Annotated in this window: 21 protein-coding genes and 1 pseudogene; all 22 read left to right on the top strand. The window is 42.2% G+C overall.

The window, feature by feature from the left end; genetic code table 11:
* Window positions 1–336: 336 nt before the first annotated feature.
* Window positions 337–1,164 (top strand): MotA/TolQ/ExbB proton channel family protein, encoded by an 828-nt coding sequence (locus NZ848_RS12810; RefSeq protein WP_259015780.1) that lies wholly within the window; start codon window positions 337–339, stop codon window positions 1,162–1,164.
* 54 nt (window positions 1,165–1,218) lie between these two features.
* Window positions 1,219–1,818, top strand: coding sequence for an ExbD/TolR family protein (locus NZ848_RS12805; RefSeq protein WP_253522515.1), 600 nt, complete (start codon window positions 1,219–1,221; stop codon window positions 1,816–1,818).
* A 34-nt stretch (window positions 1,819–1,852) separates the two neighbouring features.
* On the top strand, window positions 1,853–2,401 hold the full coding sequence (locus NZ848_RS12800; protein WP_253522513.1) for an ExbD/TolR family protein: 549 nt from the start codon (window positions 1,853–1,855) through the stop codon (window positions 2,399–2,401).
* A 28-nt stretch (window positions 2,402–2,429) separates the two neighbouring features.
* Complete coding sequence (locus NZ848_RS12795; RefSeq protein WP_253522511.1) at window positions 2,430–3,257, top strand: energy transducer TonB; 828 nt, start codon at window positions 2,430–2,432, stop codon at window positions 3,255–3,257.
* 2 nt (window positions 3,258–3,259) lie between these two features.
* The gene (locus tag NZ848_RS12790) at window positions 3,260–3,502 is read left to right on the top strand and encodes a hypothetical protein (protein WP_216824423.1); all 243 of its coding nucleotides are present in this window, start codon (window positions 3,260–3,262) and stop codon (window positions 3,500–3,502) included.
* Between the two features lie 149 nt (window positions 3,503–3,651).
* Window positions 3,652–4,551 carry a PstS family phosphate ABC transporter substrate-binding protein gene (locus NZ848_RS12785; RefSeq protein ID WP_259015779.1) on the top strand — a complete coding sequence of 300 codons (900 nt, stop codon included), beginning with the start codon at window positions 3,652–3,654 and terminating at the stop codon, window positions 4,549–4,551.
* Window positions 4,552–4,778: 227 nt separating this feature from the next.
* Complete coding sequence (locus tag NZ848_RS12780; protein WP_253522507.1) at window positions 4,779–6,494, top strand: tetratricopeptide repeat protein; 1,716 nt, start codon at window positions 4,779–4,781, stop codon at window positions 6,492–6,494.
* Between the two features lie 177 nt (window positions 6,495–6,671).
* Window positions 6,672–7,250, top strand: a complete 579-nt coding sequence (locus tag NZ848_RS12775) for an adenylate kinase (protein WP_259015778.1) — start codon at window positions 6,672–6,674, stop codon at window positions 7,248–7,250.
* A gap of 118 nt (window positions 7,251–7,368) precedes the next feature.
* Window positions 7,369–8,364, top strand: a complete 996-nt coding sequence (obgE, locus tag NZ848_RS12770) for a GTPase ObgE (protein ID WP_259015925.1) — start codon at window positions 7,369–7,371, stop codon at window positions 8,362–8,364.
* A 128-nt stretch (window positions 8,365–8,492) separates the two neighbouring features.
* Complete coding sequence (locus NZ848_RS12765) at window positions 8,493–11,210, top strand: sialate O-acetylesterase (RefSeq protein WP_259015777.1); 2,718 nt, start codon at window positions 8,493–8,495, stop codon at window positions 11,208–11,210.
* 121 nt (window positions 11,211–11,331) lie between these two features.
* Complete coding sequence (locus NZ848_RS12760) at window positions 11,332–13,614, top strand: sialate O-acetylesterase (RefSeq protein ID WP_259015776.1); 2,283 nt, start codon at window positions 11,332–11,334, stop codon at window positions 13,612–13,614.
* Window positions 13,615–13,880: 266 nt separating this feature from the next.
* Window positions 13,881–14,258, top strand: a complete 378-nt coding sequence (locus NZ848_RS12755) for an NADH-quinone oxidoreductase subunit A (RefSeq protein WP_253535567.1) — start codon at window positions 13,881–13,883, stop codon at window positions 14,256–14,258.
* A gap of 196 nt (window positions 14,259–14,454) precedes the next feature.
* Window positions 14,455–14,997 carry an NADH-quinone oxidoreductase subunit B gene (locus NZ848_RS12750; RefSeq protein WP_101726045.1) on the top strand — a complete coding sequence of 181 codons (543 nt, stop codon included), beginning with the start codon at window positions 14,455–14,457 and terminating at the stop codon, window positions 14,995–14,997.
* A gap of 107 nt (window positions 14,998–15,104) precedes the next feature.
* Complete coding sequence (locus NZ848_RS12745; protein ID WP_253522497.1) at window positions 15,105–15,605, top strand: NADH-quinone oxidoreductase subunit C; 501 nt, start codon at window positions 15,105–15,107, stop codon at window positions 15,603–15,605.
* Between the two features lie 63 nt (window positions 15,606–15,668).
* Complete coding sequence (gene nuoD / locus NZ848_RS12740) at window positions 15,669–16,907, top strand: NADH dehydrogenase (quinone) subunit D (protein ID WP_101726043.1); 1,239 nt, start codon at window positions 15,669–15,671, stop codon at window positions 16,905–16,907.
* A gap of 16 nt (window positions 16,908–16,923) precedes the next feature.
* Window positions 16,924–17,421, top strand: coding sequence for an NADH-quinone oxidoreductase subunit NuoE (nuoE, locus tag NZ848_RS12735; protein ID WP_253522495.1), 498 nt, complete (start codon window positions 16,924–16,926; stop codon window positions 17,419–17,421).
* 60 nt (window positions 17,422–17,481) lie between these two features.
* Entirely contained in the window at window positions 17,482–18,816 is a 1,335-nt protein-coding gene (gene nuoF, locus NZ848_RS12730) for an NADH-quinone oxidoreductase subunit NuoF (RefSeq protein WP_253522492.1), read from the top strand.
* Window positions 18,817–18,849: 33 nt separating this feature from the next.
* Complete coding sequence (locus NZ848_RS12725) at window positions 18,850–19,944, top strand: 2Fe-2S iron-sulfur cluster-binding protein (protein ID WP_253522489.1); 1,095 nt, start codon at window positions 18,850–18,852, stop codon at window positions 19,942–19,944.
* Window positions 19,945–19,954: 10 nt separating this feature from the next.
* Window positions 19,955–21,130 carry an NADH-quinone oxidoreductase subunit NuoH gene (gene nuoH / locus NZ848_RS12720; RefSeq protein ID WP_253522486.1) on the top strand — a complete coding sequence of 392 codons (1,176 nt, stop codon included), beginning with the start codon at window positions 19,955–19,957 and terminating at the stop codon, window positions 21,128–21,130.
* A gap of 44 nt (window positions 21,131–21,174) precedes the next feature.
* Window positions 21,175–21,726 (top strand): 4Fe-4S binding protein, encoded by a 552-nt coding sequence (locus NZ848_RS12715; protein ID WP_253522483.1) that lies wholly within the window; start codon window positions 21,175–21,177, stop codon window positions 21,724–21,726.
* A 21-nt stretch (window positions 21,727–21,747) separates the two neighbouring features.
* Window positions 21,748–22,293, top strand: a complete 546-nt coding sequence (locus NZ848_RS12710; RefSeq protein WP_253522480.1) for an NADH-quinone oxidoreductase subunit J family protein — start codon at window positions 21,748–21,750, stop codon at window positions 22,291–22,293.
* A 319-nt stretch (window positions 22,294–22,612) separates the two neighbouring features.
* Window positions 22,613–22,699: pseudogene (locus NZ848_RS12705) on the top strand (NADH-quinone oxidoreductase subunit J); the annotation flags it as partial.
* Window positions 22,700–22,874: the final 175 nt, after the last annotated feature.

Below are 22,874 nucleotides of genomic sequence, written 5' to 3'. Positions count from 1 at the left end.
TGAAAAAAAATCGAGAACGAAAGTTTTAGTTATATGGCAGGAAGCATAATATTTAACTATCTGATAATGAAAAAGTTATGTTTTTAGCCCATACGGAAAATAGATATAATCAATCTTTAAAAAATGCAAAAGTATATTCTGATGATAAAAATTTATAAGGTTTGATATTTTTTGTTTCACCGATTTTGCTTAAACTTGTCCCACGATTGAAAAAGAATATTTAGCAGGTTTTTACAAAATTTTCTATTATTAATATTCTTTGTTTTAAAATTTTAACTTTTATTTACCAAAAAATTCATTGTATCATTTTTTAAAACCCTAAAAATTTCAAAGCTAATGGAAAAAAAGACTACAGCCCCAGCAGCAAAACCAGCAGCCCCTAAGTCTTCAAGTGGTGGATTAAATCCAGCGTTCGTTATCCCAATTTTATTAGTTATCGGTTTTTGTTTGTGGTATTTCATCCTAGGTGACCCAGCCAACTTCTCAGATCCCGAAATTAAACACAAACCAATTACTGCTATGGGTATAGTTTATTCAGGAGGTATCATCGTACCTATCCTGTTAACTTTCATGCTTTCAGTATTGGTATTCTCTATTGAGCGTTTCATTACAATCAACAAAGCTTCTGGTACAGGTGATTTGGATGCCTTCGTTCGTAAAGTACGTTCGTTAGTAGACTCAAACAACATTGCCGAAGCTATCAAAGAGTGTGACAAACAAAAAGGTTCAGTAGGTAACGTTACTAAAACCGCTCTACAAAAGTATAACCAATTGGCCGCTGATACTTCATTATTGAAAGATCAGAAATTGGTTGCACTTCAAAAAGAAGTTGAAGAAGCCACAACACTTGAGCTTCCAATGTTAGAGAAAAACCTTACTATTCTTTCAACACTAGCATCAGTTTCAACCCTTGTAGCCCTATTAGGAACTGTAATCGGTATGATCCGTTCATTCTTTGCTCTTGGTTCTGGTGGTGGTGCCCCTGATGCATCTGCTCTTGCAACTGGTATTGCTGAGGCCTTGATTAACACAGCCTTGGGTATCGGTACATCAGCGATCTCAATCATCATGTATAACTTATTTACCTCAAAAATAGATACGCTTACTTACAAGATTGACGAAATCGGAATGAGCCTTCAGCAAAACTTCGCTGCTCACCACTAAGAAAAGCAGTAAAGTTAACAGTAGTTTAAACTTTTAAATTTTTAAACAAAAGCTATGGCAGCACCGAAACCAGCCAGAAAAAGTCCATCAATGGATATGACTGCGATGTGTGACGTTGCGTTCCTACTCCTTACATTCTTCATCATGACTACCCAGTTCAAAAGTCAGGAGTCTGTAACAGTAGATACGCCTTCATCAGTGTCAGAAATTAAAATTGAGGACAAGGATATGGCTACGATTACCATTGATAAAGACGGCAAATATTATTTTGGCGTTACCAATCCGGTTGACAGATACGCGCTTATTCAGAAAATGAATGAGAAGTATAGCGCCGGCCTTTCGGAATCTGAGCAGGCTAGTTTTACAAAGTTATCTGAAACCGGTGTTTCAATCACTTCATTAAAACAATATCTTGCACTTCCGGACGCACAGAAAGGTCAGGTAAAAATTGCAGGTATTCCAAACGACAGTACAAAAAGTGAGTTGGTTGACTGGGTGAAAACCTATTTGTCAGACATCAACAAGAAAGCGAAACTGGCTGTTCGTGGCGACGTGAAAACGCAGTATCCTGCAATCAAAAAATTGTTTACAGAACTTGGTAAAAACGATATTAACAAATTTCAGTTAATTACCGATTCTGAAACGAAAGAATAGTAAATTTTCGAACCCTTAAATTACCAGATATAAAATGGCAGAAATACAGGAGTCCGGTGGTGGTGGTAAGAAAGGCGATAAGGTACGGTCCAAGAAAGCAGGTGGTAAACCTGATATGACACCGATGGTGGACTTGGGCTTCCTGTTGATTACTTTCTTTATGTATACCACTACATTCGGCAAGCCCAACATGATGAAGCTGAACATGCCTGATAAACCAAAGCCTGATGATCCGCCACCACCAGAGGTAAAGGTAACCAACACCATTACCGTTTTGATGGGGAAAGATGACAGAGTATTTTGGTATCAGAAGCCTCTTCCGGAATTAACCGTAGCAGATATTACCGAAACAGATTACTCTGCCGAAGGTATCAGAAAAGCTGTATTAGTTAAGAAAGCCAATGCACTTGATGTAAACAAGTTTACTGTTATCATCAAGCCAAGTGATGAAGCTAACTGGAAGAATACTGTAGATATTTTGGACGAAATGGCAATTACGAAGTCAGACCGCTACGCAATTGTTGATTTGGCTCCGAAAGAGAAGGAATTGCTTGACCAAAAGCTGGCAGAACCTAAAAAATAAGTAATCTAAGGAAAAAACAAACAAATCAATGGAAGCAAAAAATGCTAGTAACATCACCTTAGATGAAATTGTATTCGAAGGCCGTAACAAGGAATACGGTGCATATTCACTAAGGAAGAACTACTCAAGATACCTTACCAAAGCTTCTGTTATTGGTATTGGTATATTTGGTGGAGCATTGTTAGCGGCATGGAGTGTTAATAAATTTGGCGGTAATAAAGAAGAAGAACTTCAAACCGTTGAAATTGACCTCTCTAAGTTAAAGGAAGAAAAACAGGAAGAGAAAAAGCCTGATATTCCGCCTCCGCCGCAAGAGCCTGAACCACCAAAGCAGGAGATAGCGCAAATTAAGTTCATTCCGCCTGAACCAAAGGCCGATGAAGAAGTAAAGAATGAAGAACCACCACCAAAAGTGGAAGAGGTTGAAAATAAGGTTATTTCTAACGTGAACAAAGAAGGTGTTGAAACTGAAGAAGTTGCAGCGGCACCTCCACCGGTAGAAGCGCCTAAACCAGCTGAAATCGCTCAACCGAAAGAAGATGAAATCTTCACCACGGTTGAACAACAACCGGAGTTTCCGGGCGGTCTTAAGGAGATGTATACCTTCATTGGTAAAAACCTTAAATATCCGTCTCAAGCTCAAAGAGCCAACGTTTCAGGTAGAGTATTTGCTAAGTTCGTTGTTGAAAAAGACGGACGTATCGGCGACGTACAAGTTCTGAAAGGTATTGGTTTTGGTTGCGACGAAGAGGCAATAAGAGTTATTAAGTCGATGCCAAAATGGAATCCGGGTAAACAAAATGGTCGTAGCGTGCGTGTATTCTTTACCATGCCGATCAATTTCCAACTTGAGTAATAATGGCAGCACGACGTAATTCATCAGATAAGCAGCGTCAGGTATTTCAAAGGGTCTTACAATTGTCAATGGGCTTATTTGCCCTGGTTTACATGGTTTTAGGATACTTTGTAATTAAGTTGAAATGGTTGATGGTGCCGCTTTCAGATACGCTCGCTTATGCAATGGGCGCTTTGTTGATAGCCTATGGTATTTTCAGAGCATACAGAGCCTACCTGTCAATCAAAGACACGATGAATGACTGATTTTTTTCTTTAAAAACATGCCACTTTGTGTAACAGGGTGGCATGTTTTTTTAATTATTTTTTAATAATATTTTGTCTATTATTTTTTTTTCGTTGCCTATATAGTATTTTTACGTTGTTCAAACTTAAACTATAATAGAATTACTACAATGAGGAAGTTAATTCTCTTGGTTATCTGCGCTTTGCTTTTTTTGCGGTGTTCTAAACCCGACAAGCCGGATTTACCAAACGATGGGGAAATAACAATTGCAGCCGACGAATCACTTAAACCTATTATTGATGCCCAGGTAATGGCTTACAATGCACATTATCCGAAAGCCATTTTACATGTCAGATATATGCCCGAGCAAAAGGCAATGTCGTTGATGTTAAGTGATTCAGTTGATATTGCTGTTACAACCCGTGAAGCAACGCAAAATGAGCAGTCTTTTTTTGCATCGAAGAAAATAGCCTACCTGCCTGCAAAAATGGCGCTTGATGGTGTGGCTTTGATTGTTAACCCTGAAAACCCGATTGAAAATATTTCGCTGAAAGAGCTGAAAGATATTTTTGACGGAAAGGCGCATTCAGATTTTAAACTGGTTTTTGATAACAGTAATTCAAGCAACCTGAATTACATGATGCAGAAATTACAGATAAAAGATATGAACCGCGCCAATATCTTTGCTGCCAATGGCAATAAAGATGTATTAGAGTATATTAAGAAGAATCCAAAGGCTATTGGTATCATTGGTGGTAACTGGATTAGCGACCTTGACGACCAGAACAGCAGGGTTTTTATATCTAGTATTAAGGTGCTTGGCGTTTCGGCTTCAGATAGCCCGGCTGCCGCTGATTATTATAAGCCAACAACTGAATCGCTTCGTGCCAGGAAATATCCGCTTGAAAGGCGCGTTTATCTGCACACAATGGATCACTTCGGTTTAACCAAAGCATTTACCCGTTTTTGCTGTGCCCAGATAGGCCAGCTGGTGGTTGAAAAGTCAGGATTAATACCCTATTATGTCTATCCAAAAGGGGTGGTCATCAGCAGAGAACAGCCCAAATAGAACCCTGCCGGTATTTTTTTTGTTTTACAACCAGGGATTCAGACAAATCAGCATTAACAAATTATTAATAAACCTTAAATACAAGATTTTGTCTTAATCACCAATAGCAAAAGATTTAAAAAGTATTGCCCGATATGAACAAATTTTTTTCTGTATCGGAATTGTTTTTTAATTTTGCTTAATGTTTTTTTAATACAAAGAATCGTAAACCTAACTTCAGAGTGAAAATGAACAAGATTTTGAGATCTTTGTCAGTATCAGCAGTTGCGGTGCTGGCGTTGTCGTTCCACACCTTGGCACAAACAGTGCAGGACGGATTGAGAAATTTGGAGGCCGAGCGCTACAACGCTGCAGGAACTATTTTCAATCAACTGGTAAGCTCTGCTCCAACGGCAGAAAATTATTTTTATCAGGGTTACTATTATCTTAACTTGCCTGAGCCAGACCTGGAAAAAGCTAAAGATGCTTTTACTAAAGGAACAGCCGTTGATAAAAGACCTGATCCTCTGAACCGCGTAGGTTTAGGTGCAGTTAAATTATTGTCTGGCGATAAAGCAGGTGCAAAAGCTGACTTTGATTTAATTAAAAAAGATACAAAAAATAAAAACGCTGAAGTTTTATTCAGAATCGGAGATGCGTATGCCATTTCAGATAATCCGAAACTGAACGACCCTGCCGAAGCAGTGTTGAATATTCAGGCTGGTCTTGACCTGCTGAAAGTAAAAAACAACCCTGATTATTACATTGCGCTTGCAAAAGCATTTTTATTGAAAAACGATGGTGGCCCAGCCATGACAGCCCTTGAAAACGCGCTGGGAATGGGCCAGAAAGCAGCTATTATTCACACAGAAATGGGTAGAGTATGGTTTCAGGGTAAAAGTTATCCTTCAGCACAAAAAGAATTTACTGAGGCTATCACAGCTGACCCGGACCACGCACCAGCTTACAGATATTTAGGTAACCTTTATACCGTTTTCGGTAAATATGACCTGGCTGCCAAAAACGCCAAATTGTATCTTGAGAAAAGTGAGGCTTCAGACGCTTCTAAACTTAACTACGTAAAACTGGCGTTTACAGTTAAAGATTATGATGGCGCTACAAACGTATTGAATTCTATCTTCGATAAAATTCAGGACCCTGTTAAATACCGTTTGAGAGGTTATACGCAAGTTGAAAAAGGAGAGTGTGCCGAGGGTATCAAAAATATCCAGGAGTTTTTAAACAAGGCTCCAAAAGATCGCCACCTGCCATCTGATTACGGTACAATCGGTAAAGGTTATATCTGTATCAAAGATGATGCAAACAAAGCTCTGAACGACTCTTTGGGTATCCTGAGCATGCAAAAGGCTATAGAAATGGGAGATACCACTTCAAATTATCTGAACGATATAGCCAATGTTTATAAAGCCGCTAAAAGATGGGATAAACTGGCTCAGACTTTAGAGAAATCAATTGCAGCTTCTAAAAAAGCAGGAGCGCCGGATTATTATAATCTTGCTGACGCCTACATGCGTTCAAAAGAATATGTGAAAGCAGACTCAGCTTTGTCTAAAACAATTGAATTGTATCGTGATACCTGGTTGGTACCTTATATTATCAAAGCACGTGCAAAACAATATGCAAATCCGAACGACTCAACTTTCTCAGCTGCCAAGGTTTATGAAAAATACATTTCATTAGTGCCAGAGGCTGACAAAGTGAAAGATAATACAAAAAGATACCTGGCTGAGGCTTATGGTTATTTAGGTACAAAGGCTCTTTTGCTTGATAAAGACACAACCAAGGCAAAAGAATACATGAACCTGGTGTTAATCTACGACCCAACCAATCAGCAGGCTATAAAAGTTCTTGAAATTATTAATGGTGGTAATGGTACTGCTGCTCCGGCTGGAACAGCCGCGCCGGCCAACAATAACCCTGCAAATGGGGGTCCGAAAGGATGATGATCTAAAATAAAGTAAAAAAATGGGGCTCGTTTCTGTCAGAAGCGGGCCCCATTTTTTTATCGGTTTCAAATTATTTGCATTGAAAATGTGCATCTTACAAAATTTGATTTTATTTTTGTCGTCCTGCTCTTTACGCAAACCTGAAAGGGACAGTTATGACCATTAATTTTATCTATGTTTAATCTTGTAATTTTTGGACCTCCCGGTGCCGGAAAAGGCACACAATCAGCTAAGATTATTAACAAATACAAGCTAGCTCATATTTCAACAGGCGATATGTTCAGAATGCATATCAGCCAGGATACCGAGCTTGGGAAACGTGTAAAGCAGATATTGGCCGACGGATTGCTGGTGCCTGATTCTATCACCATTGATATGCTGGAAGAAGAGGTACAACGTAACCCAGATGCCAGCGGCTTTATTTTTGATGGTTTCCCTCGTACGGTTAATCAGGCCGAAGCGCTTGATAAATTCCTGGAGGGTAAAGGAGAAAAGATAGACCTGGTTTTGCAGCTGGACGTAACAGAGGCAGAAATTAAAAACCGCATTGCCGAAAGAAAGAAGGTAAGCGGCAGAGCCGATGACGACCAAGATAAATTATTAAAACGCATAGACGAATATTTTACCAAGACTATCCACGTGCTGCCGTTCTATCAGCAACAAGGCAAAGTGGTAAAAGTGAACGGTATTGGTGAAATAGAAGCCATATTCGGTGCCATTTGCGAAGCAATTGACTCCGCAATGGTTCATTGAAAACCGTTTAGTGAGTGAGAGAATCGGTGATTTTACTGTCGCCGTTGCACAGATTAACTGGTTTTAATCAGGCAGTTACTCATTCACTAAATCATACAATTGTTCAAACGACCCAAAGATTATGACAAGTAATTTTATTGATTATGTGAAAATAAATTGCCGCTCGGGCAATGGTGGGGCTGGGTCTAAACATTTTAGAAGAGAAAAGCATGTACCTAATGGCGGGCCGGACGGCGGAGACGGCGGTCGCGGTGGCCATATTGTTCTTAGAGGAAATGCCCAGCACTGGACACTCCTGCACCTGAAATACCGTAAGCACATAAAGGCTGAACACGGCGTAGCAGGTGAAGGTGGCAGAAGAGCCGGTGCCCAGGGTAAAGATGAAATCATAGAGGTGCCATTAGGCACCGTAGCCAGAGATGCCGAAACCGGTGAATTACTAGGTGAAGTAACACAAGACGGCGAAAAAATTGTTTTGCTGGCAGGTGGCCGGGGTGGTTTAGGAAATTACCATTTCAGAAACTCAACCAATCAGGCGCCCGAATATGCCCAGCCCGGTGAAGAAGGTGAAGAGTTATGGATAATACTGGAACTGAAAGTGCTGGCCGATGTAGGTCTGGTGGGTTTCCCTAATGCCGGTAAGTCAACACTTTTGTCTGTTGTTTCTGCTGCGAAGCCCGAAATTGCCGATTATCCCTTTACTACCATTGTGCCTAATCTGGGTGTGGTGTCATACAGAGATTACAGGTCTTTTATTATGGCCGATATCCCCGGTATTATAGAAGGCGCCTCAGAGGGCAAAGGTCTTGGCCTGCGTTTTTTGCGGCACATTGAGCGTAACTCGATTTTGCTGTTTCTTGTAGCCGCCGATAGCGAAAACCCCCTGAAAGAGTATAAAACACTTCTGAAAGAAATAAAACTGTATAACCCCGAACTGCTCGACAAAAAACGTATTCTGGGTATATCTAAATCTGAGTTAATAGACGACAAACAATTGGCCAAAATCAGGAAGAAAATACCGCTTGATTTACCTTATGTGTTTTTCTCTTCTCTGGCTAACCAGGGAATCGACGAGCTAAAAGATTTAATCTGGCAAAATCTGAACGAAGAATAAGTTTCTTCTGCCAGAAATATAAACAGAGTAGTTTTTTCCTGAATTGGCAAAAGCTTTTTTAAGATTAAAGCATTGCGGTGTGCCCTTAAAATTTTAGACCCCAGAGGCGCTTGCTATTTAATTTAACCATGAAGAAAGTACTTGTAATTTTATTTTTGTTTGTAAATTCAAGTGTTTTGGCACAACTCCAGATTACTTTTCCGATGAGCCGTGCTGTTTTTCAAAGAAACAGTTCTGGCGGAGGGGTTATTCCTGTTGCAGGTTCTTTTCAGTCGAAACTCGACAGGGTAGACGTACGCGTTCTAGCCATCAATGGTGGCGCGTCTACTGATTGGGCAACCATAAACATTAATCCTAATACCGGCACTTTCAATGGCAGCATTTCTGCCTGGGGTGGTTGGTATCAGCTTGAAGTACGAGGCATTAAAAATCAACAGATTGTAACAACTGCCGTATTAGATAAAGTTGGGGTAGGTGAGGTATTTGTAATTGCCGGGCAGTCTAATGCTATGGGGTACGCAGGTTTCGGCAATCCCCCGGCTACTGATGACCGCGTCAATGTGGTTACAAATTACTACTCTTTCGGCCAGATACCTGAAGTTCCTTATCCTGTCATTGGTCATCTCGACGAAAATACAAAAATAGCTCCCTTAGGAGGCAGTTCATGGTGTTGGGGCAGGCTGGGCGACCTGCTTACTTCTAAACTGGGTGTGCCTGTGTTATTTTTTAATACGGCCATGGAGTCAATGAGTGTTGAATCATGGCAGGTAAGTGCCGACGGCGGAAGAGGCTATGATTATTACTCTGGCAATTATGCATTACCGGGTTACCCATACGACAACCTTCGTAAATCGCTTTACAATTACGTAAATATGTTTGGTGCCAGGGCGGTATTATGGCATCAGGGTGAAACCGACAGCGATAAAGGTACTACCTTTGACGTTTACCGTAATACCCTTCAATACCTGATTCAGCGCAGCAGAACAGATAGCGGAAAAAACCTTAGCTGGGTTGTCAGTAAGGTGTCACGCACTAAAGATAGGCCAACTTCTCCAACAATTTTATCTGCACAGGAAGCAGTTATTGTTAATTACAGCAACGTATTCAGAGGCCCCGAAACCGATGGCATTACTACCAGAGTTGACGGCGTCCATTTTTTCGGGCAGGGATTAATTGACCTTGCCAATGCCTGGAATGATAAACTGAATACTGATTTTTTTAGCCGGTCAACCCCGGTTCAGGCTTCTGCGCAGGTAAATTTCAGTGTAAACTGCAATGTGCAGAATACCGGTGCGCCGCTTAATATAAGTATGCAGGATGGCTACACTAATTATAAATGGACCAACGGTTCTATTGACCTCAACAATAACCGCAATATAGCAGTTGGTAATGGTTTTTTCAGAGGCAAGGCAACTGATGCGCTGGGTAATGTTTATTTTACCCAGGGAATTAATTATTCGGGTGAATTGATACCCGGTAGGCCGTTGATTATACCCGAAAGCGCCACCAGTTTTTGTGATGGAGGCGCGGTGAGGCTATCAACTAATGTTGACGAAGACTTCTACTGGTCAACTGGGTTAAATACCAAATCTATTGTTGCAAATAGCGCAGGCTCATTTACAGTAACCAAGTTTAATTTTCTGGGCTGTAGTGCGGTGTCAGAGGCAACCAATATTACGGTGTTTCCGAACCCCGAGGCCAGAATTATAGCCGAGGGACCTACCACATTTTGTCAGGATAAAACCGTTACGCTTCGTTCTGCCGCAGCAAATGGCAATTTGTGGAGTACGGGTCAAAATACACCAAGTATTACGATTGGTAATTCAGGCGACTACACCCTGAAAGTTAAAAACGAATTCGGTTGTGAAACTACCTCAAGCAAACTAACGGTAACGGTTAACCCAAAACCGGCGAAACCTTTTCTGACAGCCAGCGGGCCGACAGTTTTTTGCGCTGATGCCAGCGTAACACTTACTTCTGATGTCCGTGAAGGCATTCAATGGAGCACTGGGGCATCCTGGTACGAAATCATTGTGAACCAGACAGGTAATTATTCTGTAACTGCCACTAACACTTTTGGATGCCAGCAGGTATCTGAACCTGTGGCTGTTCAGGTAAATCCTCTACCTGCAAAGCCAACCATTTTTGCAAGTGGCCCTACTACTTTTTGCGAGGGCTCAAGTGTAATCCTTACGTCATCAACCAGTGTTAATGGTTATATATGGAATAATTCTACCGCAGCACAAACCGTTAATACCTCTACTTCAGGCGTGTTTTCTGTTAAAACCAGAAATGAAAACGGTTGCATCTCTCCGGCTTCTGACGAGGTACAGGTTGATGTAAAACCTAACGCTCAGGCTATTACGGTTACGAAGTCGGGGCCTTATTCACTGGAAGCCCTGCCCACAGGCACAGTTGATTCACAATTTGAATGGGTCAAGGATGGCATAAGGTTATCAGACACCGGAAAAATAATCAAAGGCAGGTCGTCAGGTAATTATACCGTAAGGGGCTCCATAAGTTATATTGTTAATACAGGGGCATCGTTAAAATGTTACTCTCCGTATTCGGCTCCTTTGTATTATGTAATAGACCCGGCTGATAACGGTACAATTGTTTTTCCGAATCCCGTGGTTGACGGACTCATGAATATTGAAACACTGAAAGACTATACCAACGTTAATGTTACTTTTTTTGATATGAAAGGCAATAACGCTTTGGCTTTTTATATTGGTAATTTAAATACACGCCAAACCCTGAACCTGAAAAACCTGGCAAAAGGTTTATATGTGGTAAGAATTGCAAGCAAAGATTACCAGATATTCAAGCGTGTTATTGTTGAATAACGGCCATGTGCCTTATGTTTGTTTTAGCCATCATTAAATGCCATAAACAATAAGGGAAGTGTACGGTTTTTATTCAAAAAGTGTATAAATATGAGTATAAATCTATTTTAACCTGACTTTTATGCTGCATAAGAAATGGCTCGCTGTTATCTTCTGTATTTTTACACTTAGCGCTTACTCGCAAATTCAGATTAATTTTCCGGTTTCAAGAATTGTTTTTCAACGAAACAATAATAATGTAGCTACCGTAAATATTAACGGCAGTTACCTCAATTTCCTTGACCGGATTGAGGCAAGGGCGATTCCGGTAAAACAGGGGCAAGGCAAAGAACTGGGCTGGAGCCCCATCAGTAATACCTTAACCACCGGTATTTTTAATGGGTCTTTAGAGCTGAGCGGCGGTTGGTATAACCTTGAAATACGAGGCATTCTGAATAATCAGGTCGTGGCTAACGCTACCATAGAAAAAATAGGTGTTGGCGAAGTATTTATAGTGGCGGGTCAATCAAATGCTCAGGGAGACGCCAAATTTGCAGGTGGTGATATTGGTGCTACTGATGACCGGGTATCAACCGTTGACTTCTACCAGAATTTTCTGGACGAGACCATTCTTCCTTTCAGGTTTACTCAAATGGGTAATGCAACCCGCATGGCTCCTTATAATTATGTTCCCTGGTTTTGGGGCAGGCTGGGTGATAAACTAGCCCAGAGGCTCAATGTGCCTGTTTTGTTTTATGGTGCCGCTCTGGGCGGTATAGGTGCCAACGCATGGCAGCGGTCTGCTAATGGAGAAGACCTCACTAAAGAGCTGCCTACTTTTATTGCAGTACCCGGCATGCCTTATCGTGCCATGAAAGCCGCCTTGCAATATTATGTATCGCGCACTGGTGTACGTGCCGTGTTGTGGCAGCAAGGTGAAAGCGACGAATCTACGCCATCTGAAAAATACCTTGAGTATATGAAGACCGTTATTGAAACCAGCAGGAAAGATAGCGGCAAAGAAGACCTGGCATGGGTAATGGCAAGGTCGTCGCGCAATCCGGTTGAGCAGCCAAATGTTATTAATGGACAGAATATGATTATTGTTCAGGTGCCTCATGTTTTCCCCGGGCCTTTTACAGACCAGATAGTGGGCACAGACTACCGGGCAGACGGTATCCATTTTCATAAAGAAGGCCTGAATATGGCAGCTGAATACTGGAATAATGCCCTTGATAACAGAATCCTGACCAGCTCAAGCCCATTACCCGCCCGCGCCTCTGTTGCGCTCAATGTTATTTGTAATGCCAACGACCAGAATGGTAAATTTAAAATTGAAGTGGCTGGCAATTACAGTAAGTACCTCTGGAGCAACGGAAGCACTGCTCAGTCAATTGCAGTAAATAGCGGCAGTTATTCGGTTCAGGTGCATGATGCCGCCGGGAATATGTATTTTTCTCAGCCGGTTAATATTGCCGAACAGAACACGGTAACAAAACCGGTTGTTTCGGTTATGGGGCCGGCTATATTCTGCGACTCCGACAGCATCGTTCTGAAATCTTCTTCCTTAACTGGCAATGTCTGGAACAATAGTAAAACTGGTCAGAATCTGATTATTAGAAACAGCGGTACGTATTTTGTTACCAGTTATAGCATTAACGGCTGCAAGGCTGTGTCAGACCCCGTTATCATAGAGGCCAGGCAGGGGCCACCCAAGCCGGTTATTAGTGCCAGCGGCCCTATTACTTTTTGCGAAGGAGGCAATGTGAATCTGACGGCCCCGCAAAGCCTTGAATACGTCTGGAGCAATAAAACCAAAGCCCGCAGCATTAATGTAACCACCTCTGGTGTTTTTTATGTGCAGGTAAAAGATGAAACCGGCTGTTTTTCTCAGCCATCAGACGAGGTAGAAGTTATTGTAAGAGAAAGCCCGCCCGAAACATCTATAGCACAAACGGGGCCTTATGTTTTAGCGACCACCAATCAGGGGCGTTTCGGCTCTGTTTTTGAATGGACCCGCGATGGCGTAAAGCTATCTGATTCGCAAAGTTTCATCAGGGTAGGGCAGTCGGGCGCGTACACCGTAAAAGAGTCTGTCATTTATTCATTTGCCAATCGCCCGTCTCTGACTTGCTCGTCGCCTGTTTCCAAGGAGTTCAATTTTGTTTTTGAGCCATCAGATAACTTTGCCAAGGTTTTTCCGAACCCCGTTTCTGATAATCTGCTGAATATTGAATCTTTTTATACATTAAAAGACGTTCGAGTTCAGTTTTATGACACCAAAGGAGGCATTGTAAGAGATTTTTATGTTGGCGAGCTTAACCCCAGGCAAACTTTAAGCCTGGCGGGTATACCCAAAGGGCTGTACCAGGTAATTGTAAAAAACAACGAATACAAAATAATCAAGCGGGTTTTGGTTCAATAAAAGCCTTAAAAGCAGGCCTTCGTAATACCTGAATGATTGTAAAACAAATGCCGCCTGCATACAGGCAGTGCCGGGCTACGGAAGATAAAAAAAAAGTTTTCATAAAATACTGAAAGGGTTGAAGATTCAACCCTTTTTTATTTTGTTTCTAAACTTTACGTTAGTAATTTTGAAACGCAATTTATTTGTACCTTTACATACGAATTAATCGTTACTAATATAGGGTCGTAAATCCCGGGCCCTTTGTTACTGATACTATTACAGTTATTATGAAAGAATACTTGCCATCAGATTTTCTCCCGATTTTGGTGCAGTTAATCGCTGCCGTTGGATTTATTGTTTTTACCATGATTGTTACCCACTCAATCGGCCCGAAAAGACACAGCGTTAAAAAAGACGACCCTTTCGAGTGCGGTATTGAATCAAAGGGTGACGCCCGAACTCCCATTTCAATCAAGTACTTTCTAATCGCCATTCTGTTTGTGCTGTTTGATGTTGAAATCATTTTCATGTACCCCTGGGCGGTCAACTTCATGAAACTCGGCTGGTTTGGTTTTGTTGAAATGATAATGTTTTTGGGTTTGTTAATGACCGGTTTTTACTACATCATAAAAAAAGGTGTTTTAACCTGGGAAAAAGATTAAGCGAGCGTAGGTCGGGCTGGTGGTCCGACACTTTTATTTTGCAGCGTGCAGGTGTGAATGATAAGTTGGTTCTGTTATTGACCAGTTCAATAGAATCAGATTTATGGCTCACTTACCCCATCGCTAAATTACTCAATAATTAATATAATGTTTGGGCTTAAGTTTTATTTTGAGTCTTTAAACACCTACCAGATATATGAGTTCAGTTAAAATGGTGGAAGCACCGGAAGGATTTGAAGGAGCAGGATTTTTTGCTACCTCGCTAGATAAAGTAATTGGTATGGCGCGTAGCTATTCTCTATGGCCGCTTCCTTTTGCCACATCTTGTTGTGGTATTGAGTTTATGGCAACTATGGGGTCTCACTATGATATTTCTCGCTTTGGCTCTGAAAGACCCAGTTTTTCTCCGCGTCAGGCAGACCTGTTAATGGTGATGGGCACAATAGCTAAAAAGATGGGCCCTGTTGTAAAACAGGTGTACCTGCAAATGGCAGAGCCCCGCTGGGTAATTGCCGTGGGTGCCTGTGCATCAAGCGGTGGTATTTTTGATACCTACTCGGTATTGCAAGGTATAGACCGCATTATACCGGTTGATGTGTACGTACCCGGCTGCCCTCCTCGCCCGGAACAGATTCTTGACGGTTTGATGCAGATACAGGAGCTGGCCAGAAATGAGTCGTTGCGCCGCAGAAATACCCCTGAATATTCAGCTTTGTTAGAGTCTTATAATATACAGTAGAGCATTTAGCGAATGAGTGTGTGATTATTTGATTTTTAATAATTTACTAATCACTCATTTACAAAACCACTAAATCACTAAATAGCCTCAACCATTAATAGAATTACATGTTAAGTAATCAACAAATTGCAGAAGATTTATTAGCTCATTTTGGTGAGAATGTAAAGAATTTTGAAGAGCCTCATGGGCTTCTCACCTTTACTACCAATCGCCAGAATATTATCAATCTGCTGGTTTATCTTAATAAGCACGAAACTTTCCGTTTCCGTTTTCTGACCGACATCTGCGGCATTCACTTACCTGACAGCAAGGGCGAAGAGTTTGGCGTAATTTACCATGTTCATAGTCTTGAAAACAACGTGCGCATCCGTATCAAGGTGTTTCTGTCGGCTGACGATATCCACATCCCTACGGCAACTACCCTTTATGCAACGGCTAACTGGCTTGAAAGAGAAACGTATGATTTCTATGGTATTATCTTCGACGGCCACCCGAATCTGAAGCGTATTTTGAATATTGAAGAAATGGATTACTTCCCGATGCGGAAAGAATATCCTTTGGAAGATGCTACCCGAAACGACAAGATTGATGCGCTTTTCGGCAGATAATATAAATTTTACCAATGGGTCAGACTGTTTTACTATAGCCGGCTTAATTGAAAATTGAATACAATGGCAGAAGAACTGATTATCCCAAAAAACACTACTGATGCGTTGGCTCTTAACAGGCCAATTGTTGAAGATACAGAATATACTACGCTTAATCTGGGGCCTACCCACCCTGCAACACACGGTATCTTTCAGAACGTGTTGAAAATGGACGGTGAGAAAATTGTATCAGGAGAACAAACCGTCGGGTATATCCACCGGGCTTTTGAGAAAATCGCCGAACGCCGCCCTTTCTATCAGATTACCACCCTCACCGACCGCATGAACTACTGTTCGTCTCCCATCAATAACATGGGCTGGCACATGACGGTTGAAAAACTGCTGGGTGTAGAGGTTCCTAAACGTGCGCAATACATCAGGGTAATTATGATGGAGCTGGCCCGTATTGCCGACCACCTGATATGTAACTCTATTCTTGGGGTAGATACCGGCGCCTATTCAGGCTTCTTGTACCTGTTTCAGGAAAGAGAGAAAATATACGAAATCTACGAAGAAATGTGTGGTGCCCGCCTTACTACCAATATGGGTCGTATCGGCGGCATGGAGCGTGATTTATCTCCAACTGCATTGAATAAAATCAAGCAATTGATTTATACCGACCTGCCAAAAACACTGGCTGAGTTTGAAAAGCTATTCAATAGAAACAGAATATTTATCGACAGGGTAGTGAACGTAGGCCCGATAACGGCTGAACGCGCCCTTGAATATGGCTTTACCGGCCCTAACCTGCGTGCTGCCGGTGTTGATTACGACGTTCGTGTAATGGAGCCTTATTCATCATACCAGGACTTCGAGTTTGATATTCCGGTTGGCCATAACGGCGATACTTACGACCGCTTCATGGTTAGGAATCAGGAAATGTGGGAGAGTATGAAGATTATCAGACAGGCGCTTGAAAACCTGCCCGAAGGCCCATACTATGCCAATGAAGACCATTACTACCTGCCACCTAAACAAGAAGTTTACCGCAGCATGGAGGCACTTATTTATCACTTCAAGATTGTGATGGGTGAGATTGATGCCCCCGTTGGTGAGGTTTATCATGCAGTTGAAGGCGGAAACGGAGAGTTAGGATTTTATCTGGTAAGCGATGGCGGCCGTGCTCCTTATCGTTTGCACTTCCGTCGCCCTTGTTTTATTTATTACCAGGCCTACCCTGAAATGTGTAAAGGTGTTTCCATTTCAGATGCCATCGCAATTATGAGTAGCCTTAATGTAATTGCCGGAGAACTAGACGCCTAAAATTTGATTACCTAAAATGACTGAAATTAAAAATACAGTAGCTTTTACACCTGAACGCCTGGCCAAAGCCCAGGAAATGATAGCCCGGTATCCTGAAGGAAAGCAGAAGTCGGCATTGATGCCTATTATGCACCTGGCGCAGGAGCAATTTGCCTGGATGAGTCAGGATGTAATGGATTACGTGGCTTCTTTATTGAACATTACACCGGTTGAGGTGTATGAGGTGGCCACTTTTTATACCATGTTCCACCTTGAGCCGGTTGGTAAGCACGTAATAGAGTATTGCCGCACAGGCCCTTGCGTGTTGATGGGCGGTGAAGAAGTGTATGCGCATCTGACCCAGAAGCTGGGCGTGAAAAAAGGACAAACAACCGCCGACGGCCTGTTTACGCTCAAAGAAGTGGAGTGTCTGGCTGCTTGTGGCTGGGGGCCTTGTTTCCAGATTCGTGAAAAATACTACATGCATCTTACCAAAGATAAAGTTGACGAGATAATTGAAGAATTATCTAAATAAAATAAGGCTGTTTTCAGCCCTGTTCACTAACAGAAGAATTTGATTTTTTAACAGAGTATCATGAAGATATTAACCGAACATATTAACACCCCGGGTATTGACACTTTTGATGTTTATCGCAGTAAAGGTGGCTATACGGCTGTTGAGAAGGCGCTAAAGAAAATGACCCCCGATGAAGTGGTGGAAGAAGTAAAGAAATCGGGTGTGCGTGGTCGTGGTGGTGCGGGTTTCCCAATGGGTATGAAGTGGTCTTTTCTGGCAAAGCCAGAGGGTGTGCCTCGTTATCTGGTTTGTAATGCCGATGAGTCAGAGCCGGGTACGTTCAAAGACCATTACCTGATGAAGAACCTGCCTCATCTGTTGATTGAGGGTATGATTATTTCAAGTTATGCTTTGGGTGCCAATAAGTCTTTCATTTATGTGAGGGGCGAGTTAATGTACGTGATTCGCATTCTTGAAAAAGCCATAGAAGAAGCAAAAGCTAAAGGCTTTTTAGGAAAAAATATATTAGGAAGCGGTTATGATTTAGAACTGGTAGTGCACCCGGGTGGTGGCGCTTATATTTGTGGAGAAGAAACCGCCTTGCTTGAGTCATTGGAAGGTAAAAGAGGAAACCCCAGAAATAAGCCGCCTTTCCCTGCCGTTAAGGGTCTTTACCAATGCCCTACGGTTGTAAACAACGTTGAGTCTATTGCCACAACCTCATGGATTATCAATAACGGCGGTGAAGCATACGCCACTTACGGTATCGGTAAAAGTACAGGAACCAAATTGATTTCAGCTTCAGGGCATATCAACAAGCCTGGAGTGTACGAAATCAACCTGGGTTTGTCATGTGATGAATTCCTGAACTCAGACGAGTACTGTGGTGGTGTTCGTAAAGGCCATACGCTGAAAGCCGTTGTGGCAGGTGGGTCGTCAGTACCAATCGTACCGGGGCATCTGTTTCTGAAAACCGCTAACGGTGAAGACCGCCTGATGAGCTACGAGTCGTTGTCAGACGGTGGATTTGCAACCGGAACCATGTTGGGTTCTGGTGGTTTCATTGTGTTTGACGAAACAGCCTGTATTGTACGCAATACCTGGAACTTTGCCCGTTTTTATGAACATGAATCATGCGGCCAATGCTCTCCTTGCCGCGAAGGTACCGGCTGGATGCAAAAAGTGCTGAACCGCATTGAACACGGAAAAGGCTCTATGCATGATATTGACCTGCTGGTTGATATATCGAAGAAAATAGAAGGTAATACGATTTGTCCGTTGGGTGACGCCGCCGCATGGCCGGTGGCCTCGGCTATCCGCCATTTCCGCGACGAATTTGAGTGGCATGTAAAACACCCGATAGAGGCCACAAAACCCGGTGCAGTATATATGAAAGAAAGCGTGTTGGTTTAAGCATCTTGTTTTTGATTTAAGAAATTTGATTTTATGGAAAATACAGCCCCTCAATTATTTAAAGTAACCATTGATGGTGTGGAAGTAGAAGTGCCACCGGGAACAACCATTTTACAGGCAGCCCGTAAAATTGGTCCTGAAGTTGCACCTCCGGCTATGTGTTATTATGAGCCTCTGAAGGGCTCGGGTGGTAAATGCCGTGCCTGTCTTGTAAAAGTAACAGCCGGTTCAGCCAAAGACCCGCGCCCAATGCCAAAGCTGGTTGCTTCTTGTATTACACCTATTCAGGATGGAATGGTGGTTGAAAACTACACCAATGCACAGGTAGTAGATGCAAGAAAATCGGTGGTTGAGTTTCTGTTAATCAATCACCCGCTTGATTGCCCCATTTGTGACCAGGCTGGTGAATGCCACCTGCAGGACTTCTCTTATGAGCATGGTGTAGGTAACACCCGCTACGAAGAAGACCGCCGGACTTTTGAAAAAGAAGACCTGGGCCCATATATTCAGCTGCACATGACACGCTGTATCTTGTGCTACCGTTGTGTTTATACCGCCGATCAGATTACTGATAATCGCGTACATGGCGTAATGAACAGAGGCGACCACGCAGAGATATCAACCTATATCGGTAAAGCTATTGATAACGATTTCTCAGGAAACGTTATTGATGTATGCCCCGTAGGCGCCCTAACCGATAAAACGTATCGTTTCAAAAACCGTGTGTGGTTCTCTAAACCGGTTGATGCACACTGCGACTGTGAGAAATGTAGCGGTAAAGTACAGCTATGGTATCGTGGCGATGAGGTGATTCGTGTAACAGCACGCAAAAACGAGTGGGGAGAAGTGAAAGAGTTTATCTGCAACACCTGCCGTTTTGAAAGAAAACAAACCAGCCAGTGGACAATCGAAGGCCCTACCAAAGTAGCGCGTGCGTCGGTTATTTCGGCCAATAAATATGGAGCCAATCTGGTTAAAAAACCTGATTTCGCACTGAAACTGGCTGAGTCTCAATACAAAAAAATTGATGATAAACGTGAGTATCTGCACGAAATGAGTGAAATTGAGCAGTCGGCAGATTTCAAAGCGCTGATGGCAAAGGATGAAAAATATTTTGGGCATAAGTAATTAACAAACTATGAACGGTTTTATTCAATGGGCAAACGAAACAATGTTTCTTTGGAAAGCCCTCATAATTTTAGTGATTTTTGCAATTACGTTGGGTATTGCCGCTTATTCTACCTGGGCTGAGCGTAAAGTAGCCGGATATATTCAGGACAGACCCGGCCCTAACCGTGCCGGATGGGGTGGTTTGTTGCAACCATTGGCCGATGCTGGTAAAATGTTCTTTAAAGAAGATTTTATTCCGGCGCAGGCAGATAAATGGTTGTTTATTCTGGGCCCTTGTTTGTCTATGTTCACAGCCTTGATGTCAAGTGCAGTAGTGCCTTTCGGAAATTCTTTTCTGATTGACGGTAAATTTGTGGCAGTACAGGCCATTGAAATTAACATCGGTATTCTTTATGTATTCGGTGTGGTTTCTTTAGGTGTTTATGGTGTAATGATAGGCGGTTGGGCATCTAACAATAAGTTCTCATTATTAGGTGCCATCCGTGCAGCATCACAAAATATCAGTTATGAGCTGGCAATGGGTATGTCAATCATCGCTATTCTGATGCTTACCGGCTCTTTGTCAATTCGTACCATTGTTGAGCAGCAACATGGTTTCAACTGGAATTTCTTTTATCAACCATTGGGTTGTTTAATATTTATTGTTTGTGCTTTTGCCGAGTGTAACCGTACACCATTCGACTTGCCTGAGTGTGAAACCGAGCTGGTTGGTGGCTACCATACGGAATATAGCTCAATGAAACTGGGTTTCTATCTGTTTGCCGAGTATATTAATATGTTTGCTTCTTCGGCGGTAACTGCCTGTTTGTTCTTTGGCGGATACAATTATCCGGGTATGGACTACGTTCAAAATGCTTTAATAGGCTGGTTTGGTCAAACAGTAGGTTATAATGTGGCTACTTTCATTGGTATTGGCAGCATGTTTGTGAAAATTCTTTTCGGAATCTTCTTCTTCATGTGGGTACGCTGGACACTCCCTCGTTTCCGTTACGACCAACTAATGAATCTGGGCTGGAAAGGCCTGATACCTTTAGCAGTAGCTAATCTTGTAATTACAGCAGTAGCCATGCTTTCAGGTTACAGATTGGTAGGAATCTGGGTTGGCTTGGCTGTAATGATTCTGATCATCTCTGCTTTCTGGGCCTTACGTCCGCGAAAGAAAGAGGCAATTTTAGGTGCTTAAAAAGTCAGGGTGTTATTATATACCTGCATTGAAATACTAACATTATGCAATTAACTAATAGAGCTAAAAAAACAGATAAGACCGAGCTGAGTTTGTTTGAACGCAGCTACTTACCATCTTTAGCGGCAGGTTTAGGAATTACCATCCGTCACTTTTTCATGAAGAAGCCGACCATCCAGTATCCTGAACAAAAAAGATACCTGGGTCCGGTTTTTCGCGGGCATCATATCCTGAAAAGAGATAACGAAGGTCGCGAGCGTTGCACTGCCTGTGGTTTATGCGCAGTGGCTTGCCCGGCTGAAGCCATTTCAATGGTGGCTCAGGAGAGAAAGAAAGGCGAGGAGCATCTGTATAGAGAAGAGAAATATGCAGCGGTTTATGAGATAAACATGTTGCGTTGTATTTTCTGCGGGCTTTGCGAAGAGGCCTGTCCGAAACAAGCCATTTACTTGCGTCATGACAAATTTGTGCCGGTATTTACCGAGCGTGAAGACGTAGTTTTTGGTAAAGACAAACTGGTGGAAGACCCTAACGAACGCTACCACCGTGATGCCTGGACAAAAGAAGACGCAATGAAACTTTGGAAAAACGCTTAATTCTATCGAGAAAATACTGATATGGAATTTTTTAAAAACTTATTACATCTGCCTCCTATCTATTACACATTTGCAATTCTTTCGATACTCACCCTCTTCGGGGCGTTGGGTACCGTTATGTCGCGCAACCCTGTGCATAGTGTAATTTATCTGATTGTAACCTTCTTTTCGCTTTCAGCGCACTATATTTTGTTAAATGCACAGTTTCTTGCTGCTGTAAACATTATAGTTTATGCCGGGGCTATCATGGTTTTGTTTTTGTTTGTTATCATGTTCCTGAACCTGAGAACAGAAAATGAGGAAATGAAAAAACAAAAAACCATTTATGCCGCTGTGGTTACAGCGGTAATTCTGGGTGGTATAATAATTATTTTCTTGCGCAGAGCAGACCGCGAACCGGTTAACCCGTTAACCTATAATTCGCAAACTGGTATGGTAGAGATTTTGGGTAGAACGCTTTATGGAGAATACCTTTTACCATTCGAATTGATTTCGGTGCTATTTCTGGTTGCCATGGCAGGAGCCGTAATGCTTGGAAAACGCGAAGCAGGCGAAAGACATTTCTAAGACTCTTATTGAAATCAAAATAAAGGGATAGGAATCCCTAATATTGAAAAATCCTTTCCCGACGGGGAAAGGATTTTTTTGTTTGTAGAGCCGCAATGCTTGCGGCTCAGCGTAGAACAAGTTTAATGATTAAAATGGGTTTCCAATTATAATACCTGACTAATCAATTTATTGTGCACAAATGCCCCTGAAGCCGCAAGCATTGAGATATTTCATTAATTCAAGGATTTAACAGATTGTTTTTATGTATTTTCTCATCATAAATCAATTCATTGTACACAAATGACCCTGAAGCCGCAAGCATTGCGGCTCTACGAAATTCGAATTGATTTCGGTGCTATTTCTGGTTGCCATGGCAGGAGCCGTAATGCTTGGAAAACGCGAAGCGGGCGAAAGACATTTCTAAGACTCTTATTGAAATCAAAATAAAGGGATAGGAATCCCCGATATTGAAAAATGAGGCTGTCTAAAAAGGTCTAAAAAATAGGAATCCCCGGTCAAAAAAGACGCGGGGATTTTTCTTTGTTCCTCTAAAAAGTGTTATCTTAGAGGTGCAACACAAAGAGAAGATGAAGATACAT

This window comes from Emticicia fluvialis (assembly GCF_024793945.1).
Taxonomy (GTDB): domain Bacteria; phylum Bacteroidota; class Bacteroidia; order Cytophagales; family Spirosomataceae; genus Emticicia; species Emticicia fluvialis.
Note: the sequence above shows the minus strand (reverse complement) of the source record. Positions and strands in the feature narration are given on the sequence as shown.

Excerpts from the sequence above, each read along its gene's own strand:
- NZ848_RS12810 (WP_259015780.1), top strand. The coding sequence starts at position 337 with ATGGAAAAAAAGACTACAGCCCCAGCAGCAAAACCAGCAGCCCCTAAG.
- NZ848_RS12805 (WP_253522515.1), top strand. The coding sequence starts at position 1,219 with ATGGCAGCACCGAAACCAGCCAGAAAAAGTCCATCAATGGATATGACT.
- NZ848_RS12800 (WP_253522513.1), top strand. The coding sequence starts at position 1,853 with ATGGCAGAAATACAGGAGTCCGGTGGTGGTGGTAAGAAAGGCGATAAG.
- NZ848_RS12795 (WP_253522511.1), top strand. The coding sequence starts at position 2,430 with ATGGAAGCAAAAAATGCTAGTAACATCACCTTAGATGAAATTGTATTC.
- NZ848_RS12790 (WP_216824423.1), top strand. The coding sequence starts at position 3,260 with ATGGCAGCACGACGTAATTCATCAGATAAGCAGCGTCAGGTATTTCAA.
- NZ848_RS12785 (WP_259015779.1), top strand. The coding sequence starts at position 3,652 with ATGAGGAAGTTAATTCTCTTGGTTATCTGCGCTTTGCTTTTTTTGCGG.
- NZ848_RS12780 (WP_253522507.1), top strand. The coding sequence starts at position 4,779 with ATGAACAAGATTTTGAGATCTTTGTCAGTATCAGCAGTTGCGGTGCTG.
- NZ848_RS12775 (WP_259015778.1), top strand. The coding sequence starts at position 6,672 with ATGTTTAATCTTGTAATTTTTGGACCTCCCGGTGCCGGAAAAGGCACA.
- NZ848_RS12765 (WP_259015777.1), top strand. The coding sequence starts at position 8,493 with ATGAAGAAAGTACTTGTAATTTTATTTTTGTTTGTAAATTCAAGTGTT.
- NZ848_RS12760 (WP_259015776.1), top strand. The coding sequence starts at position 11,332 with ATGCTGCATAAGAAATGGCTCGCTGTTATCTTCTGTATTTTTACACTT.
- NZ848_RS12750 (WP_101726045.1), top strand. The coding sequence starts at position 14,455 with ATGAGTTCAGTTAAAATGGTGGAAGCACCGGAAGGATTTGAAGGAGCA.
- NZ848_RS12745 (WP_253522497.1), top strand. The coding sequence starts at position 15,105 with ATGTTAAGTAATCAACAAATTGCAGAAGATTTATTAGCTCATTTTGGT.
- nuoD (WP_101726043.1), top strand. The coding sequence starts at position 15,669 with ATGGCAGAAGAACTGATTATCCCAAAAAACACTACTGATGCGTTGGCT.
- nuoE (WP_253522495.1), top strand. The coding sequence starts at position 16,924 with ATGACTGAAATTAAAAATACAGTAGCTTTTACACCTGAACGCCTGGCC.
- nuoF (WP_253522492.1), top strand. The coding sequence starts at position 17,482 with ATGAAGATATTAACCGAACATATTAACACCCCGGGTATTGACACTTTT.
- NZ848_RS12725 (WP_253522489.1), top strand. The coding sequence starts at position 18,850 with ATGGAAAATACAGCCCCTCAATTATTTAAAGTAACCATTGATGGTGTG.
- nuoH (WP_253522486.1), top strand. The coding sequence starts at position 19,955 with ATGAACGGTTTTATTCAATGGGCAAACGAAACAATGTTTCTTTGGAAA.
- NZ848_RS12715 (WP_253522483.1), top strand. The coding sequence starts at position 21,175 with ATGCAATTAACTAATAGAGCTAAAAAAACAGATAAGACCGAGCTGAGT.
- NZ848_RS12710 (WP_253522480.1), top strand. The coding sequence starts at position 21,748 with ATGGAATTTTTTAAAAACTTATTACATCTGCCTCCTATCTATTACACA.